Origin of the sequence: Nocardioides sp. WS12 (genome assembly GCF_014108865.1) — a bacterium.
Classification (GTDB): Bacteria; Actinomycetota; Actinomycetes; order Propionibacteriales; family Nocardioidaceae; genus Nocardioides.
On record NZ_CP053928.1, the window covers coordinates 4,431,478 to 4,447,524 of the forward strand.

The 16,047-nt window shown below is 68.9% G+C and carries 17 protein-coding genes; 8 read left to right on the forward strand and 9 right to left on the reverse strand.

All coding sequences use genetic code 11. From position 1 onward, the window contains the following. Positions 1-5: 5 nt before the first annotated feature. Positions 6-386 carry a hypothetical protein gene (locus HRC28_RS21475; protein WP_202033143.1) on the forward strand — a complete coding sequence of 127 codons (381 nt, stop codon included), beginning with the start codon at positions 6-8 and terminating at the stop codon, positions 384-386. Positions 387-426: 40 nt separating this feature from the next. After that, the gene (locus tag HRC28_RS21480; protein WP_182377405.1) at positions 427-858 is read left to right on the forward strand and encodes a DUF4333 domain-containing protein; all 432 of its coding nucleotides are present in this window, start codon (positions 427-429) and stop codon (positions 856-858) included. 241 nt (positions 859-1,099) lie between these two features. Here HRC28_RS21480 and HRC28_RS21485 read toward each other — a convergent pair whose 3' ends face one another. Further along, positions 1,100-1,315 (reverse strand): hypothetical protein, encoded by a 216-nt coding sequence (locus tag HRC28_RS21485; RefSeq protein WP_182377406.1) that lies wholly within the window; start codon positions 1,313-1,315, stop codon positions 1,100-1,102. 39 nt (positions 1,316-1,354) lie between these two features. Then, positions 1,355-2,668 carry an HNH endonuclease signature motif containing protein gene (locus HRC28_RS21490; protein WP_182377407.1) on the reverse strand — a complete coding sequence of 438 codons (1,314 nt, stop codon included), beginning with the start codon at positions 2,666-2,668 and terminating at the stop codon, positions 1,355-1,357. 129 nt (positions 2,669-2,797) lie between these two features. Between HRC28_RS21490 and HRC28_RS21495 the strand changes: the two genes are divergently transcribed. Then, the gene (locus HRC28_RS21495; RefSeq protein WP_182377408.1) at positions 2,798-3,820 is read left to right on the forward strand and encodes an Ig-like domain-containing protein; all 1,023 of its coding nucleotides are present in this window, start codon (positions 2,798-2,800) and stop codon (positions 3,818-3,820) included. Here the strand turns inward: HRC28_RS21495 and HRC28_RS21500 are convergent. The 5 genes from HRC28_RS21500 to HRC28_RS21520 are packed head-to-tail and all read right to left on the reverse strand — an operon-like array spanning position 3,817 to position 10,018. Next, entirely contained in the window at positions 3,817-5,586 is a 1,770-nt protein-coding gene (locus HRC28_RS21500; RefSeq protein ID WP_182377409.1) for an amidohydrolase family protein, read from the reverse strand. The two genes, HRC28_RS21495 and HRC28_RS21500, sit on opposite strands and share 4 nt — an antisense overlap. Next, entirely contained in the window at positions 5,583-7,151 is a 1,569-nt protein-coding gene (fadD1, locus tag HRC28_RS21505) for a fatty-acid--CoA ligase FadD1 (protein WP_182377410.1), read from the reverse strand. The genes HRC28_RS21500 and fadD1 overlap by 4 nt, the downstream gene beginning before the upstream one ends. Beyond that, entirely contained in the window at positions 7,144-8,061 is a 918-nt protein-coding gene (locus HRC28_RS21510; protein WP_182377411.1) for an alpha/beta fold hydrolase, read from the reverse strand. Before HRC28_RS21510 ends, fadD1 begins: the two co-directional genes overlap by 8 nt. Next, entirely contained in the window at positions 8,058-8,690 is a 633-nt protein-coding gene (locus tag HRC28_RS21515; RefSeq protein WP_182377412.1) for a TetR/AcrR family transcriptional regulator, read from the reverse strand. Before HRC28_RS21515 ends, HRC28_RS21510 begins: the two co-directional genes overlap by 4 nt. Beyond that, positions 8,687-10,018, reverse strand: a complete 1,332-nt coding sequence (locus HRC28_RS21520; protein WP_182377413.1) for an NAD(P)-binding domain-containing protein — start codon at positions 10,016-10,018, stop codon at positions 8,687-8,689. The genes HRC28_RS21515 and HRC28_RS21520 overlap by 4 nt, the downstream gene beginning before the upstream one ends. A gap of 109 nt (positions 10,019-10,127) precedes the next feature. Here HRC28_RS21520 and HRC28_RS21525 point away from each other — a divergent pair, with 109 nt between their 5' ends. Genes HRC28_RS21525 through HRC28_RS21535 form a run of 3 tightly spaced genes read left to right on the forward strand, consistent with a single transcriptional unit; the run spans position 10,128 to position 12,323 of the window. After that, positions 10,128-10,856 (forward strand): SDR family NAD(P)-dependent oxidoreductase, encoded by a 729-nt coding sequence (locus HRC28_RS21525; protein ID WP_237111601.1) that lies wholly within the window; start codon positions 10,128-10,130, stop codon positions 10,854-10,856. Further along, positions 10,853-11,677 carry an SDR family oxidoreductase gene (locus HRC28_RS21530; protein ID WP_182377415.1) on the forward strand — a complete coding sequence of 275 codons (825 nt, stop codon included), beginning with the start codon at positions 10,853-10,855 and terminating at the stop codon, positions 11,675-11,677. Before HRC28_RS21525 ends, HRC28_RS21530 begins: the two co-directional genes overlap by 4 nt. Before the next feature lie 31 nt (positions 11,678-11,708). Continuing rightward, positions 11,709-12,323: a DUF305 domain-containing protein gene (locus HRC28_RS21535; protein WP_182377416.1), complete on the forward strand. Its 615-nt coding sequence runs from the start codon at positions 11,709-11,711 to the stop codon at positions 12,321-12,323. Here HRC28_RS21535 and HRC28_RS21540 read toward each other — a convergent pair. Next, positions 12,268-12,747: an SRPBCC family protein gene (locus HRC28_RS21540; RefSeq protein WP_182377417.1), complete on the reverse strand. Its 480-nt coding sequence runs from the start codon at positions 12,745-12,747 to the stop codon at positions 12,268-12,270. The two genes, HRC28_RS21535 and HRC28_RS21540, sit on opposite strands and share 56 nt — an antisense overlap. A gap of 51 nt (positions 12,748-12,798) precedes the next feature. Here HRC28_RS21540 and HRC28_RS21545 point away from each other — a divergent pair, with 51 nt between their 5' ends. Both HRC28_RS21545 and HRC28_RS21550 read left to right on the forward strand, forming a co-directional pair. Further along, positions 12,799-13,797 carry an aldo/keto reductase gene (locus HRC28_RS21545; protein WP_182377418.1) on the forward strand — a complete coding sequence of 333 codons (999 nt, stop codon included), beginning with the start codon at positions 12,799-12,801 and terminating at the stop codon, positions 13,795-13,797. A 17-nt stretch (positions 13,798-13,814) separates the two neighbouring features. Beyond that, complete coding sequence (locus HRC28_RS21550) at positions 13,815-15,485, forward strand: phospho-sugar mutase (RefSeq protein WP_182377419.1); 1,671 nt, start codon at positions 13,815-13,817, stop codon at positions 15,483-15,485. On the opposite strand, the gene HRC28_RS21555 is transcribed toward HRC28_RS21550, so the two are convergent. Further along, positions 15,482-16,045, reverse strand: a complete 564-nt coding sequence (locus HRC28_RS21555) for a hypothetical protein (RefSeq protein ID WP_182377420.1) — start codon at positions 16,043-16,045, stop codon at positions 15,482-15,484. The genes HRC28_RS21550 and HRC28_RS21555 overlap by 4 nt on opposite strands. Positions 16,046-16,047: the final 2 nt, after the last annotated feature.

The window sequence follows — 16,047 nt, forward strand, 5'->3', positions numbered from 1 at the left end:
GCCGCGTGACGAAGAAATCCCGCAGCAAGAAGTCCCGCAGCAAGTCCTGGTACGGCGTCCGCTGCATCTTCGTCGACGCGCAGAACGGACCCTGGGGACCGCACGACCTGCAGCCTGACGAGAAGTTCTACGAGGAACGGATCACTCTCTGGCGGGCGAAGTCCTTCAAGAAGGCGATCGCGCTCGCCGAAGCAGAGGCCAAGTCCTATGCGAAGGACCTCGAATGCGCCTACACCGGCCTGGCCCAAGCGTTCCGTTTCGACGGCAAGCCCCAGCAGGGGACCGAGGTCTACTCGTTGCTGAGGCAGAGCGCCCTGGACGTGCCCGAGTACCTCGACCACTTCTTCGACACAGGCGCCGAGGTCGGCGGCCAGATCCCCGGCTAGGTTCGGTCTGTCCAAGCGAGGCCTCCCCTAGCCTCAGCCCATGACCTCGACCGAATCTGCCGCTCCTTCACCGTGGACCTACCCCGCCGGCCCTGGCGGCCAGGCTCCGCGCCAAGGCAAGGGCCTTGCGATTACTGCGATCGTGCTCAGCGCGCTTGCGTTGCTCGGTGTCGTCATCATCGGCGCTGTCGTGGCCTTCATGATCTTCGCTGCCACTGGCTTCGACAACTACGTGCTGTACGGCAGCGCCGAGACATCTCAGGGGCAGGTTGCCGAGAGCGCGTTGGAACCGGCGCTTCGGAAAGCGATCGAGGACGACGGCGGAACTCCGACCATGGTCGAGTGTCCCGAGACCTCCAAGGTAGGCCCCGGCCTCAGCGTCATCTGCGACATGACCATCGACGACATTGGCTGGGTTGCAGTGGTCGTCTTCGCCGACAATCAGGGCGAGTTCTCAGTCGCGGTCTACTGACTCCGCGATTCCGGCTCGAGCGAGCGGAGCGGGCATATTTCTCATGCTCAAGGCTCACGTGCCGAGGTAGCCTCGCGGTCTCGCCTCGCCCCTGAGGCGGACGGGCTAGGGCAGGTTTCGATCCTGTGTGGCGACCGTGATCCGTAAACAGTGGTCCGACCACATCGGCAGGGGCTGCCTGGGTGGCCGGTCGCGAGACCGCCGCCCAGGTCCTGCATTTGCGGCAGACAGCGCGGCAGTGTCAGGCGACGCTTCGCGGCTGGCGGGTACGGCGGGTCGGGACCACGCAACGCAGGGACACCATCGCAGCCCCGATGCTCAGCAGGATCGCGACGGTCCTGCCCGCGGCTGTCGACCGCTCGCCTACGGACAAGGCGAGGCTCACCGCAAGACCCGCCCAGACGACAGCAACCAGCACGTTCACGAGCCGCAGAAGGCGCCGACGGGTTGATGTCACGGACAGATCATTGCAAACGACGCTCTCCGATCGCCGCGGTCAGGCGGCGACGTAGTTGACGAGTGTCTGGGTGAAGTGGAGTTCTGCGGGCGTGAGGCACTGGCCGCCGGGGGTGCCGGTGACTCTCCTCGTTCCGGTCGCATCGACCAGGTAGTGCGCCCCGTAGGGATCTCGCCACACGACGATCCCGGGGAAGGGTTGTCGCACTTCCCAACACGCATGGGTCTTGATCCGGTGGTGGGTCCTTGTGAGCGGGCCCAGATTCCCGACAGCGGTAGGCCCGCCCTCCGAATAGGGCACGGCGTGGTCCAGATCCATCCGCCGACCGGTGTTCGCCGCGAACGGGAACACGTCGCCGGGATGGATCAACCGCACCGCCTCCCTCATCCGGGCCGGGATCTCGTAGGCATCGACCGGGACCTGGTTGTTCAGATCCACCACCGGCGTCACCCGCACGTTCCCACCCAGGCCCAGCCGGTGCCGCACCCACTCGGTAGTGACCGGCCCGTGGCCCTCCAGACGCGCGATGGGCGAATCGCCGTACAGGTGCAGGTAGACCTTCACCCGAACCTTGACCGGACCCACCGTCGGGTCGAGGTGGGCAGCCGGGTTCATCAGCCGCGCCACGGCGGCGACGCGACGTTCGTTGGCCGTCGCGCCAGGCATCAACGCTTTGAGGTCCTCGGAATCGGCGACCGCGTTCACGGCGGCGTTGATCCCGGCAATCGTCAACGCATCACCGTGGACCGTGTAGGTCGCCATCCCGTGCTTGTTGACCCGCGACATCCGCGCGAACACCTCCCGCGCAGCGGCTTCTTCCTTCAACCGCGCCAACTCAGGGGCCGCGGCAGCGACCTTGCCCTCCACCAGGGCCTCGAACCGCGCCCACGACAGGCGCCCGTCACAGGACTCCGCGACCTCGGCATCGACCCACGCCGCCTCAGACTCCGACAGGTCCCGGGTCGCTTCCGCGACGTGGCGGGCATGACCGGTGCGCACGGTTCCCGCGTCGACACCGGCCTGGATCCGCGGCAACCGCAGCACGATGTCGACCGCGTCCGCGATCAACTTCTTCGCACCGAACGGCGAGGTCTGGATCCGGGCACCGAACGCCGCAGCGGCGTACTCAGTGATCAACGGAGTCCCCGCACCACCAGCGCGCTTCGCCCGCTCCCGACCCCGCTTCTCACCCGGCGCCAACCGGTCCGGGTGATGCAGGACCGCCCACTGATACGCAGCCTTCAACAGGTTCCGCTCAGCATCCATACGCCTCGCGTGCTCGGCCTCGGCGAACGCCAGAACAGCAGCAGGCGACATCTCCACCACCTCGCCCTGCCCGCACCCGATTGCCATACGAGTATTGGATCACCGAGGACCGACACCTGACCCAGATGAGGCGGACTTGTCCACAGCCCCGAGCGCCCTGCCTGACAGCACCGCCCTGGCGACAAAAGTCGTATGCTCGTTCTTGAAGGGAAGCCGATGAAGTCCGTACGCCGGAGCATCGCCGGCCTCGTCACCGTCGCTCTCGCCGTCACGGGAGCGTCCGTCCTGAGTCCGGCCGGCACTCCCGTGTCCCAGGCCGCGGGAGTGGGCGCTGGCGTGCGCGCAGCCGAGCCGGGCATCGTGACCGTCTCGTTGAACTCCGCCGCGACCCAGGACAACGCGGGCCTCGCGAACATCACCGTCGCGGATGCTGAAGGCACTCCCGCCACCGGCACCGTCAAGACCACGGTCACCGACAGTGCCGACGTCGTACTCACCACCGACACGCTGCCTCTGGTCGACGGCACAGTGGAGGTGACCCTGCTCCCCGGATACGCCGGCAACTACACGCTCACGGTGTTCTACCCGGGCAATGGCGACATCACCGAGGCAGAAGGAACCCTCGTCTACACGATCGAAAAGGCGACCTCGACCGCCTCGATCTTGGTGACCAGGGTTCCGACACCGCTGGTGGCTGGGTCCGCGACGGTGTTCATCAGTCCCTCGGTCGGATCCCCCACGGGGAATGTCCTGGTCCAGGTGAAGACCCTCGCTGGCGCGGTCCTCGCGACCACCTCGGCGCCGCTCGACGCCGACGACTCAGCAACCGTCGCCCTGTCCCGGCGACAGCCCGGCACCTACGCACTGGTCGCCACCTACGCCGGCGACGCGAACGTGAACCCGACGACCAGTTCCACGACCTTCACCGTGGCCAGGGTCGCTGCGGTGTGGAGCATCGGCTGGAACCGCAAGCCCACCCCCTGGCGCACGGGCAGCCTCCGGATCCGCGTGACCGGGGGCGGGGTCGGCGCCGCAACCGGGGTCATCACGGTGCGGTTGAAGAACAGCAACGGCACGGTGCTCCGGACCACCCGGATCAGGCTCAACGAGGCCGGCCTCGCGACCGTGTGGCTGCCGAGGCTGAGGGTCGGCAGGTACGCCGTCGTGGCGTCGTACCCGGGTGACAGCAAGGTCAGGGCCGGTACCACGGTCGTGCGGTTTGCCTCTGTGCGTCGCTAGCCCCGGACCCCCAAGCGCCCAGCACCAGCCCGCAGGAACTCTCCCGTCCGCCGCACTCCGACAGCCGACCCAACAGCACCCCCAGCGAACACCTCCGTACCGCCCACGAGCACGGAGACGACCGTGGCGTCGTTGCGGTTCACCATCCGCGACAGCCCGCCGAACGCCGGGATCGGGTCCTCGGCGTAGTCGTCCAGCGACGCGTCGAGACGAGCCGGATCGATGACGACCAGGTCCGCGCGATCCCCCACGCGCAGGTGGCCGGCATCGACGTCGTACCAATCAGCGAGCTCGCCGGTCAGTCGGTGCACCGCGTGCTCCACCGTCATGAACGGCTTGCCTGCCTGCTCGGCGTCGCGGACCCGCCGCAGCAGCCGCAGGCCGAAGTTGTAGAACGCCATGTTGCGCAGGTGCGCGCCGGCGTCGGAGAAGCCCAGCTGAACCCCGGGGTCCGCGGCGAAACGATCCAGCACCTCAGGTCGGTGGTTGGAGATCGTCGTACGCCAACGGACCTTGTCGCCGTACTCGACGACGAGGTCAAGGAACGCGTCGACCGGGTGTACGTCGCCGCGGTCCACGCCGACCTGGCCGAAGGTCTTGCCGATCACGGACGCGTCCGGGCACTCGGCGATCTCTGCGTCGAAGAAGTCCCGATGCCACACCCGCGGCCCGTACTTCATGCCGTACTCCTTGCGGAATGCACGGCGGTAGTCCTCGTCAGCGAGAAGCGCTCGTTGCTCGTCGACCTGGTTCGAGAGGTGCAGCGCCGCAGCACCCGAACCGAACTCCTCGAACACCACCAGCGCGATGCCGTCGGCGTAGACCTCGAACGGCACCGGCAGGTGCTGGAAGCGGAAGTTGCCACCGAACCGGTTCACCCAGCGGGCGATGAACGGGAACATGTGCGCGACCATCGGGATCGCCTTGATGTCGGCGGCCGACAGCAGGCTGACCTTCAACGCCGGCTTGAATCCCCAGCCACAGCTGGAAAAAGCCATCCCGACGAGGCTCTGCGGCTTCGACACGTCCGGCCCACCCTGCAGGGCCCGGCCGCGGGCGCGCAGCACCTTGTTGAGCCGGCGCCGCTCCTTGCGTCGTGCGTACGTCGACGGCAGTGTGCGCGAGCGACAGACCTCGCCGTCCAGCTTGTCGAACATCAGCTGCTGCGAGGACATCCCGACGAAACCGGCATCGAGTGCGTCGACCAGGTCGGCCTCCATCTGCGCCAACTCGGCCGCAGTCGGCTTCACCGCGGCGTCGGTCGAGCGCTCGAGTCCCATCCTGGCGGCGCGGATGTCGGAGTGCCCGATGAATGCGGCGACATTCGGCCCGAGCGGCAGGGTCTCCAGCGCGGCGACGTACTCCCCCGCTGTGGTCCAGGTCTTGATGTCGTCCAGCGCCCCGACGACGTACGGACGCGGGATCGCCTCGACCCGACCGAACAGGTCGCCGGCGTCCGACGGACTCGCATGGATCGTCGACAGCGAGCAGGAGCCGAGGAGGATCGTCGTGACGCCGTGGCGCAGCGACTCGACGAGTGCAGGCTGCACCAGCACCTCGACGTCGTAGTGCGTGTGGATGTCGACCATGCCCGGGATCACCCAGTGGCCGGCGGCGTCGATGACCCGCGGACAGCCCGTCTCGTCGAGGTCGGTCTCGCTGACCGACGCCACCCGGCCGTCGCGGATGCCGAGGTTGCGCACCGCCGAAGCGGCGCCCGTCCCGTCGAACCACCGGCCGTTCTTCACGATCACGTCGAAGCTCATCGGTAGGACCTGTCCCTCTCGCCGCGCACCCACACCGGATCAGCGGTCGTCATGCCCTCGGCCCGCAGTTCCCGCTTGAGCACCTTGTTGGTCGCCGTACTCGGTAGCGATGGGGCGATCCGTACGTAGCGGGGCCACGCCTTCGGTGACAGATCCGACTGCGCGTGCAGGAACGCACCGAAGTCCTCCGGCGTCAGTACGGCGCCCTGCCGCAGCACCAGCGCACTCATCACCTGGTCGCCCACGCGTTCATCGGCGACGGCGTAGACCGCCGCCTGGGAGATCGCCTCGTGGCGCAGGAGCAACTGCTCGATGGGCGTCGCGGAGAGGTTCTCGCCGTCGACGCGTAGCCAGTCACCAGTGCGGCCGGCGAGGAAGACGAAGCCGTCGGCGTCGCGGTAGGCGAGGTCGCCGGACCAGAACATCCCGGAGTCGAGGCGCTCGGCCGTCGACTTCTCGTCGTTGTAGTAGCCGGAGAAGAAGCCCGCACCCTGGGTGTTGACCAGTTCGCCCACCGCGGCGTCGAGGTTCACGACCTGCCCCTGCTCGTCGAACTCGGCGCGGGGGCATTCCGTCCCGGTCGCACGGCTGAAGACGGCGACGCCCTCGAAGGGAACGCCGATCGAGCCGGGCGGCGTGTGCTCGTTGCGCTGGATGATGATCGCCGACTCCGTCGATCCGAACGCGTCCACGACGGTGCAGCCGAAGCGCTCGGCGAACTCCTTGATGTCACGCTCGGATGCCTCGTTGCCGAAAGCCACGCGCAGCGGGTTGTCCGCGTCGTCGGGGCGCGCCGGCGTGGCCAGCACGTAGGCCAGCGGCTTGCCGACGTAGTTCAGGTAGGTCACGCCGTAGCGGCGGAGGTCCTCGAGGAAGCGGCCCGCCGAGAACTGGGCCAGCGCCAGCGTGGCTCCCGATGCCGCACTCACGGCGAACGACGCCAGCACGGCATTGCTGTGGAACAGCGGCATCGCACAGTAGGCGACGTCGTCCTGCGTCAGGCCGTGCGTGCCGACGAGCATGGTGCCGGCCATCACGACCATGAAGTTGGCGACCTGCACCGCCTTCGGGTCGCCGCTGGTGCCCGAGGTGAAGATCAGCATGAACGTGTCCATGGTGCCGACGTCGGGGAACCCGTCGGTGTTCGTCGGCGCAGCCGCCACCCGACTCACCCACCCAGCGTCGTCGGTGTTGACCACCACCGCGCCACCGAGGTCGAGTCCGTCGAGCAACGGCAGGTGCTCAGTGTCGGTCAGCAGCACCTGGCAGTCCGCCCGGCGGATGTCAGCGGCGAGCGCCGCGCCACGACGAGTGGAGTTGATGCCGGCCGTGACATGGCCGCCGATCGCGCCTGCGGCGATGGCCAGCGCCATCTCCGGCGTGTTCGGAAGCAGTACGCCGACGTGGAACGGCCGTGCGGCCTCTGCCATGTCGCGCAGGACGTGGGCGCGGGCCGCCGCCCCGGCGATGTAGTCGCGCCAGGTCCAGGTGCGGTCGTCGTACCGCAGTGCGACGGAGTCGCGTTCGGCATGCTCAAGCAGGAGTGCGCGGACGGTGTCAGACACCGGCCACCTCCACCGCAGGCACGACCACGTCGGCCAGGCCGAGGTGACGCTTCAGGAAGTGCAGCGCGTGCTGCACCGCCGGCTCGTGGAACGCCTTGCCGGGGAACAGGTCGAAGTGGTCGCCCGGGTAGTGGCGCACCTCGGCCCGGCCACTGAAGGCGGCCTTCATCGCGGCGTGGAGCGGGGCGCTGCGATCGAAGTCGGCGACCTGCACGAGCCACGGCACGGACAGCTCTGCGGCCGCCTTCGCCGGGGCCCGGCCACCGAGCTCCATCACGACGTCCGCGGCGATCTCGTTGCGCCAGGTCGGACCGGCGATGGCGTAGTAGTCCTCGTAGGCGCCCGGAATCGTGAATGCACCGGTCTCACCGGGGTGAGCAACGACGGGGATCATCGTCGGTCCGCGGCCGGCCTTGCGTCGTACGGCACTGGCCATGCCACGGCCCGTCGAAGCGAGCAACTGGCCTGCGGAATGGTGCTTCGTCGCGAGCCGCGCTGCCGCGAGTCCGTCGACGAGCGGGACCGCCGAGATCACCGCGACGACATCGGTCCGCTGCGCGGCGACCGACACGACGTGGCCGCCGCCGAGCGAGATGCCCCACAGCACGATGCGGGCGGGATCGACCCCCGGCAGCCGCTTCGCCGCATCGACGGCGGCGTTCAGGTCGGCGATCTGGTCGGTGAGGGAAACGACCTGCCGCTGGTCGCCGTCGCTGGCTCCGAACCCGCGGTAGTCGAAGGTGACGGCGTGCAGGCCAGCGGCCGCGAAGGCCTCGGCGAACGGCGCCAGGCCCGAGTCCTGCGTGCCCGCCAACCCGTGGGCGAGCACGACGACCGGAGCCCCGGCGGCGCCGACGAAGTGGGTGGCGGCACAACGCACGCCCGAAGAGGTGAAGCTGAAGGTCGTCACGAAGTGCTCCCGTAGATGCCCTGGATCCAGAGGTGGGTGATGGCGTCGATGTGTTGCTCCCGGCCCGGTCCGGTGCCGCGGGCGTGCCGCTCGATCGAGTAGTCGTTCAGGTCGAGGAGTACGGCGGCGAGCGCTGCCGCATCGGGGCCGTCGACGGCATTGCCGTTGCCCCGCTCCCGGCGGATCATGTCGGCGACCATGGTCGCGAACTCCGCGCGCCCCGCGTCCCAGAGTTCCTGCACGGACGGGGTGCTGGCCCGCGCCTCGAGCAGCGCGCGGTACGTGTGCGGGGTCCGGTCCACCGAGTCGAACAGGGTGGCCACGACGTTGCGGACCCGTTCGCGCGGATCACCCTCGGCCTTGACCAGGAGGTCCGTGGCTTCCGACGCGTCGTCGTACAACTCCGCCATCAGGGCGAGGACAGCGACGGCCTTGCTCTCGAAGTAGAAGTAGAAGGCCGAGCGGGTCACGCCGGCGCGACGCGAGATCTCCGCGACGTTGACCTGCTCGAGGGTCTGCTCACGCAGGAGTTCGTCGAAGGCCCCCAGCAGCGCGGTGCGGCGAAGATCGCCGCGGTTGACGCTGCGCCGGTCGACCATCCGCGCCCAGGTGCGCTCCTCCTCGCTCACGGCCGCGCTCCCGCCCGGACGCCACCAGCAGGGATCTCCTTGACCCGGAGGTCGTGCTCGTAGAGGAAGAAGTCGAGCTGTTGGGTGTGACGGGGCCGCTGCACCATGTGCGCGGTGTACTTCTGCGTGTCCTCGTCGATGACGCGCTCCATCTCGGCCGCCGATGGCGGTTCGTAGCGACCGGCCAGCCAGGCAGCGACGAGTCGCGTCTGGCACTCGACGAACGGGAACAGGGTCGGCGTGGACTGGGCGAAGCCGATGAACGCGAGGTCCTCGATGCCGGGCTTGAAGATCCGCTTGTACAGCCGGATGTGGTTCTCCGGCGCGCTGAGGAACTCGGGATCGAAGAACGGGAACGTGATGTTGTAGCCCGTCGCGTGGATGACGACGTCGAAGTCCGCGGACGTGCCGTCGACGAAGTGCACGGTCTGGCCGTCGAAGCGCTCGATGTCGCCCTTGGCGCTGAGGTCGCCCGACCCGAGCCGCAACGGCAGTTCGACCGACTGCGTCGGGTGCGCCTCGAAGAACTTGTGGTTGGGCGTCGGCAGGCCGTAGTCCTCGGGCCGGCCTGCGGTCATCGGCTGCATGATCTGGACGAACTTGCGCTGCCACGCGAACGGGATGTGCGGCGAGGTCTTGTAGTACTTGTCGGCCGGCTTGCCCGCGAAGTACTTCGGCACGATCCACGCACTCGAGCGGGTCGAGATCATCACGTCGTTGTCGAGCGTCTTGCTCGACAGCTCGACCGCGATGTCGGCGGCACTGTTGCCCAGGCCGATGATCAGGATCCGCTTGCCCGTGAGGTCGTACGGCGTGCTCGGGTCGATGTAGGCGTGCGAGTGCATCGTCGTACCGGTGAACTCGCCCGGCTTCTCGGCGAACCGCGGGTCCCAGTGGTGGCCGTTGGCGACGAGCAGGATGTCGAAGTGGCGGGTGCCGGTGCGCTCGGTGTCGAGCTCCCAGCCGCCGCCCTCCTCGGTGGGAAGGCGGCGCGCAGCGAGCACGCCGTTCTCGAACTCGATGCGCCGGCGCAGGTCGAAGGCGTCGGTGTAGCTGTCGAGGTATTCCTTGACCTGGGTGTGGTGCGGGAAGTCGGGGTACTCCTCGGGCATCGGGAAGTCCTTGAAGGACAACTGGTGCTTCGAGGTGTCGATGTGCAGCGACTTGTAGGCGCTGCTGTGGCCATTCGGGTTGCCGAAGGCCCAGTTGCCGCCGACCCGGTCCGAGGACTCGAAGGTCACGAACTCGATCCCGTAGTCGGCGAGCATCTTGCTCATCGTCAGGCCGCTGATGCCGGCCCCGATCACGGCGACGGTCGAACCACGCATGCGTTTCTCCTGAACAGTTCTGCTTGACAACTTCGGGTGATGGGCGTCACGTTAGGACCAGCAGTTGACACGTGTCAACTGCAACAGACGAATGTCAGGAGACAGCTCAATGCGGGTAACGGTCGTCATCGGAGGCGCCTCGGGGATCGGGGCGGCCACCGCCCAGTCGCTGGCTGGCGCCGGCCATCGCGTCGTGATCGGCGACCTCCCGGGGACCGGCGCCGAGGTGGATGTCGACGTCACCGACGAGGCCTCGGTCGAGGCGCTGTTCGAGCGGGTGGTCGCCGAGCACGGCAGCTTCACCGGCGTCGTCAACTGCGCCGGCGTGAGCACGCTCTCCCGGGTGGTCGACCACGACGCAGCCGAGTGGCGGCGGGTCGTCGACGTCTGCCTGACCGGCGCCTTTCTGGTGCTGAAGCACGGCGGACGGCGCGTTGCCGACGGTGGTTCGCTGGTGTCGCTGTCGTCGCTCAATGCCCGTCAGCCCGGCACCGGCCTGGCGGCGTACTGCGCAGCGAAGGCGGGCCTCGTGGCGCTCACCGAGGTCACCGCCCTCGAGCTCGGCTCGCGCGGCGTGCGGGTCAATGCCGTCGCTCCCGGGCTGGTCGTCACTCCCCTGACCGCCCCCGCCATGGACATCGCCGGCATCCGCGAGGACTACCTCGAGAACACCCCGCTCGGCCGCTCGGGCGAACCGTCCGAGATCGGCGCCGCGGTCCGCTTCCTGCTCTCCGACGACGCCGCGTGGATCACCGGCGAGGTGCTCGCCATCAACGGCGGCGCCCACCTCAAGCGCTACCCCGACCTCGTCGGGCTGATCGAGAAGGCCTTCGCATGAGCGCCCCCGACCTCACCCGCAAGACCGCGATTGTCACCGGCGGCGGATCCGGGATCGGTGCGTCCCTGACCCGCGCCCTGGTCGCTGCGGGCGCGCACGTCGTGTGCGCGGACCTCGACCTCGCCGGCGCGGAATCGGTCGCGAGTGCGGCGCAGGGGCTCGGCTCCGCGACCGCGCGACGCGTCGACGTCACCTCCGCCGACGAGGTGCAGCAGGCCGTCGACGCCGTGGTCGCCGAGCACGGACACCTCGACCTGATGTTCAACAACGCCGGCATCACCTTCCTCGGCAACACCGAGGACCTGACGCTCGACCAGTGGAACGCGATCATCGACGTCAACATCCGCGGCGTCGTCCACGGCGTCCACGCGGCGTACCCACAGATGATCAAGCAAGGCTCGGGACACATCGTGAACACCGCGTCGATGGGTGGCCTGATGGCGGCCGGCCTGATGACGTCGTACGTCACGACCAAGCACGCGGTGGTCGGGATGTCGCTGGCGTTGCGCACCGAGGCGGCGGCGTACGGCGTCGGCGTCACCGCCGTCTGTCCGGCGGCCGTCGACACCCCGATCCTCGACAAGGGTGAGGTCGGCAGATTCCGCGGCCGCGACTTCTACCTCGAGGGCCAGGGCATCAAGAACCCGGTGGACCCGGACCTGCTGGCGCGGCGCGTCCTCGAAGCCGTGGCCGCCGACCGGGCGCTGGTCATCGAACCGCGTCAGGCCCGGATGGCCTGGCGGGTCGGCCGGCTCGCTCCGATCTTCGTGAACAAGGCCGCCACGAAGTTCATCGCGAAGCAGCGCGCGCTCGCGACGTGAGCGGATCCGGGGGCGCCTCTACACTTCCGGAATGCGTCCCCGGAGAAGACTTGTCGCGCTGCTGCTGGCTGCGAGCACCCCTTTCGCCCTGGCCGCCTGCTCCGACGATGGCGGTCACGGCGACCACATGGCGTCCTCGAGCATCCCTGAGGACGAGGACTTCAACCAGGCCGACGTCGACTTCGCGACGGACATGATCCAGCACCACGCCCAGGCGTTGTCGATGGCCGATCTCGCCGACGAGCGCGACCTGACTCCGGCCATGGCCGAACTCGTCGAGCAGATCCGGATGGCCCAGGGACCGGAGATCGAGTCGATGGTCGGCTGGCTCGCCGACTGGGACCAGCCCGTCCCCGAGACCATGCGCGACCACGCCAATGCGCACGGCGACGGAGGGTCCGGAATGGACGCCGACATGCCCGGGATGATGAGCGCGGACGAGATGGAGCGCCTCGAGGCTGCTCAGGACCAGGACTTCGAACCGCTGTGGCTCGAGATGATGATCGAGCACCACGAAGGCGCGATCGACATGGCCGACGACGAGAAGTCGGACGGCGAGCATCCCGATGCGATCGACCTCGCCGAGAACATCATCGAGGCCCAGAAGGCCGAGATCGAGGAGATGGAGCAACTGCTCGCTCGCTGAGCAGTTGACGCGCCATCCCTTCGCGGCATCCGGCCATCATCCGTTCGTGGTTCCAGGTGAGGAGCGGCCGCGCCACCCCGGACGCCAGGCCCAGCGCACCGGTGACGGTGACCTCCTGGCGGAAGTCGAGGCGGGTACCGGTTCCGGTCGCCGACAGCGTGAAGCGGGCGAACCCGTCGAGGTCGCCGCTGATCCTCACCTCCACGACCGGCGCCGTACGGGTCACGGCGTCGAGCACCAGGTCGAGCGTGTACGGCAGGGCTGACCGGCAGCGCACCCACGCCGTGTCCGGGCCGAGCTTCGCGACGGCCCGCACCTGGGGCCACCAGTCGGGGTAGTGCTCGAGGTCGGTCAGGGTTGCCGCCACGGCATCCACGGGCGCGGCGACCTCCCACGAACTCGCGAAGACGAAGGACCGGCGCACACCTCCATCATGGCCGACCACCGGTTTGCCCCGGAGTGTTTGCTGGTGCACATGACCATCTCGACACGCACGCTCGGTACCACCTCTCCTCTGACCGTCTCCGCTCTCGGCCTCGGCTGCATGGGCATGTCGGAGTTCTACGGATCCCCGGACGAAGCCGGCGGCATCGCCACCATCCACCGCGCCCTCGACCTCGGCGTCACCTTCCTCGACACGGCCGACATGTACGGGCCCTTCACCAACGAGCGGCTCGTCGGCAAGGCCATCGCGGGCAGTTCGCACAGCCGCGACGAGGTCCAGCTGGCCACGAAGTTCGGCAACGAGCGGGCACCCGACGGCACCCGGATCCGGATCAACGGAACGCCGGAGTACGTCCGTGCCGCCTGCGATGCGTCACTGCAGCGGCTCGGCGTCGACCACCTCGACCTCTACTACCAGCACCGCGTCGACAAGACCGTCCCCATCGAGGAGACCGTCGGCGCGATGAAGGAACTGGTCGAGGCCGGCAAGGTGCGTCACCTCGGTCTGTCGGAGGCGTCGGCCGAGACCATCCGGCGCGCCCACGCCGTGCACCCCATCACGGCGCTGCAGACGGAGTACTCGCTCTTCACCCGCGACATCGAGGACGAGATCCTGCCGACGATCCGTGAGCTCGGCATCGGCCTGGTGCCCTACTCGCCGCTCGGCCGCGGGATCCTGACCGGTGCGATCACCGCCGAGCCGGGAGCGGGCGACAGCCGCTCGACCGCCTACTTCCCGCGCTTCCAGGGCGACAACCTGGCAGCCAACCTGGTGCTCGTCGACCGAATCACCGCGCTCGCGGCCCAGCACGGCTGCACGCCCGGCCAGCTCGCGCTCGCCTGGGTCCTCGCCCAGGGTGACGACGTCGCCCCGATCCCCGGAACCAAGCGGGTGAAGTACCTCGAGGAGAACGCCGCGGCGGCAGCCGTTGAGCTCACCGACGCCGACCTGACGGCACTCGCAGCCGCCGTACCGCGCGACGCCGTGGCCGGTGCCCGCTATGGCGACATGACCACGATTGATGCCTGAGCACTAACCTGCCTTGCATGACCACGCCCGACGTCGACGTCCTCATCTCCCGAGCCCGCACCTGGCTCGCCGAGGACCCTGACGAGCACACCAAGGCCGAGCTCACCAGCATCATTGCGGCGGTCGAGGGCGGCGACGCCGACGCGCAGGCCGACCTGGCCGACCGCTTCCGCGGCACCCTTGAGTTCGGTACGGCGGGCCTGCGTGGCGAACTCGGCGCCGGGCCCAACCGGATGAACCGCATCGTCGTGATCCGGGCGGCGGCCGGCCTGGCGTCGTACCTCCTCAGCGAGGGCGCCGAGCCGGGCGCCTCCGTCGTCATCGGGTACGACGCCCGCCACAACTCCGATGTGTTCGCCCAGGACACGGCCGAGGTGATGAGCGGGGCCGGCCTGCGCCCGCTGCTGCTCCCCCGTCCGCTGCCCACGCCGCTGCTCGCCTTCGCGATCCGCGAACTCGGGTGCGTCGCCGGCGTGATGGTGACCGCGAGCCACAACCCGCCCCAGGACAACGGTTACAAGGTGTATCTCGGCGACGGCAGCCAGATCGTGCCGCCGGCCGACACCGGCATCGCCGAGCGGATCGACGCGGTCGGCTCGCTTGCTTCAGTGCCGCGGGCGTCACTCAAGTCCGCCAAGGGGCGGGTGCTCGACGAGGGCATCATCGATGCCTACCTCGATCGCGCCGCCGGTATCGCCGGCGACGGGCCGCGCGACCTGGAGATCGTCTACACACCCCTGCACGGCGTCGGCACGAGTGCACTGCCTGCAGTGCTCGAGACCGCGGGCTTCGACGCGCCGGAGATCGTGCCCGAGCAGGAGCACCCCGACCCGGACTTTCCGACCGTCGCGTTCCCGAACCCGGAGGAGCCGGGCGCGATCGACCTCGCCATCGCCCTGGCCACCGCCAACGGCGCCGACATCGTGATCGCCAACGACCCCGACGCCGACCGTGCCGCTGCAGCGGTCCCCGGACCGGACGGCTGGCGGATGCTGCGCGGCGACGAGGTGGGCGCACTGCTCGGCGACCACCTGCTGCGCTCAGGCAAGAAGGGCGTCTACGCCACCTCGATCGTGTCGTCCTCGCTGCTCGGCACCATGGCCGCCGCGCACGGCCAGCCCTACGTCGAGACCCTCACCGGCTTCAAGTGGATCGGCCGGCTGCCGAACCTCGTCTTCGGCTACGAGGAGGCGCTCGGCTACTGCGTCGACCCGACCCATGTCGCCGACAAGGACGGCGTCTCTGCTGCCCTGATGCTGTGCGAGATCGCGGCCGCCGCGAAGGCCGAGGGCCGCGGGCTCCCCGACCTGCTCGACGACATCGCCATCACCTACGGCCTGCACGCGACCGACCAGCTCTCCGTGCGGGTGACCGACCTGTCGATCATCGCCGCCGCGATGGCGCAGTTGCGGGCCACGCCCCCGGCCACGCTCGGCGGTTCCGCCGTGGTGTCCGCGGAAGACCTGTCCGCCGGGTCGAAGGACCTGCCGCCGACCGACGGGCTGCGCTATCGCACCGCGGACGGCAGTCGTGTCGTCGTACGACCGAGCGGCACGGAGCCGAAGATCAAGTGCTACCTCGAAGTCGTCGTACCGGTGCACGACGGGGACGTTGCGACGGCACGCACCGAAGCGGCCACCGGACTGCTGGCGCTGCGCACGGACATCGCCACCGCAGCAGGGCTCTAGCCGACGAGCACCAGCACGAGCGTCGCGACGGCCGAGATCGACAGCGTGGCGATCTCGAGCCACGCCCGCTCGTGACGGATCGGACCGTCCTCGCCGCTGGCGAACTTCGCATCGTCGATGCGGCGTTGCAACTTCTGTTCGACGAGCCAGCCCATCGAAGGGTTCTTCGGCTGCTCCTCGACCAGGCCACGGCCGTCGCGCCGGATCTTGCGCCGGCTGCGGCCGAACCCACTGGCGACGTACGAGCCCTCGTCGGTCTCGAACGTGGTCACCAGTTCGACGTTCACCTCGGAGATCCGGGTGTACGGGATCCAGCGGGTGTGCAGGATGTTGCGCACCTCGACCTCACGCTCGCCCAGGACGAGGGCGGGGCGCAACAGGACGGCCCAGATGGCAGCCACGACGAACGCGGCAGCCGCGTAGGCCCAGGCCGGGAGGTCGCCCGTCGGGTCGACGGTGGCCAGCACCACCACGACCAGGACACTGACGATGCCGACGACTCCGCCGACCATGCCGCCGGTACTGAACCGCTCCGTCTTCTTCACACCTTCGCTCTGCACGT

Excerpts from the sequence above, each read along its gene's own strand:
- HRC28_RS21480 (WP_182377405.1), top strand. The coding sequence starts at position 427 with ATGACCTCGACCGAATCTGCCGCTCCTTCACCGTGGACCTACCCCGCC.
- HRC28_RS21490 (WP_182377407.1), bottom strand. The coding sequence starts at position 2,668 with ATGGCAATCGGGTGCGGGCAGGGCGAGGTGGTGGAGATGTCGCCTGCT.
- HRC28_RS21495 (WP_182377408.1), top strand. The coding sequence starts at position 2,798 with ATGAAGTCCGTACGCCGGAGCATCGCCGGCCTCGTCACCGTCGCTCTC.
- HRC28_RS21500 (WP_182377409.1), bottom strand. The coding sequence starts at position 5,586 with ATGAGCTTCGACGTGATCGTGAAGAACGGCCGGTGGTTCGACGGGACG.
- HRC28_RS21520 (WP_182377413.1), bottom strand. The coding sequence starts at position 10,018 with ATGCGTGGTTCGACCGTCGCCGTGATCGGGGCCGGCATCAGCGGCCTG.
- HRC28_RS21525 (WP_237111601.1), top strand. The coding sequence starts at position 10,128 with ATGCGGGTAACGGTCGTCATCGGAGGCGCCTCGGGGATCGGGGCGGCC.
- HRC28_RS21530 (WP_182377415.1), top strand. The coding sequence starts at position 10,853 with ATGAGCGCCCCCGACCTCACCCGCAAGACCGCGATTGTCACCGGCGGC.
- HRC28_RS21535 (WP_182377416.1), top strand. The coding sequence starts at position 11,709 with ATGCGTCCCCGGAGAAGACTTGTCGCGCTGCTGCTGGCTGCGAGCACC.
- HRC28_RS21545 (WP_182377418.1), top strand. The coding sequence starts at position 12,799 with ATGACCATCTCGACACGCACGCTCGGTACCACCTCTCCTCTGACCGTC.
- HRC28_RS21550 (WP_182377419.1), top strand. The coding sequence starts at position 13,815 with ATGACCACGCCCGACGTCGACGTCCTCATCTCCCGAGCCCGCACCTGG.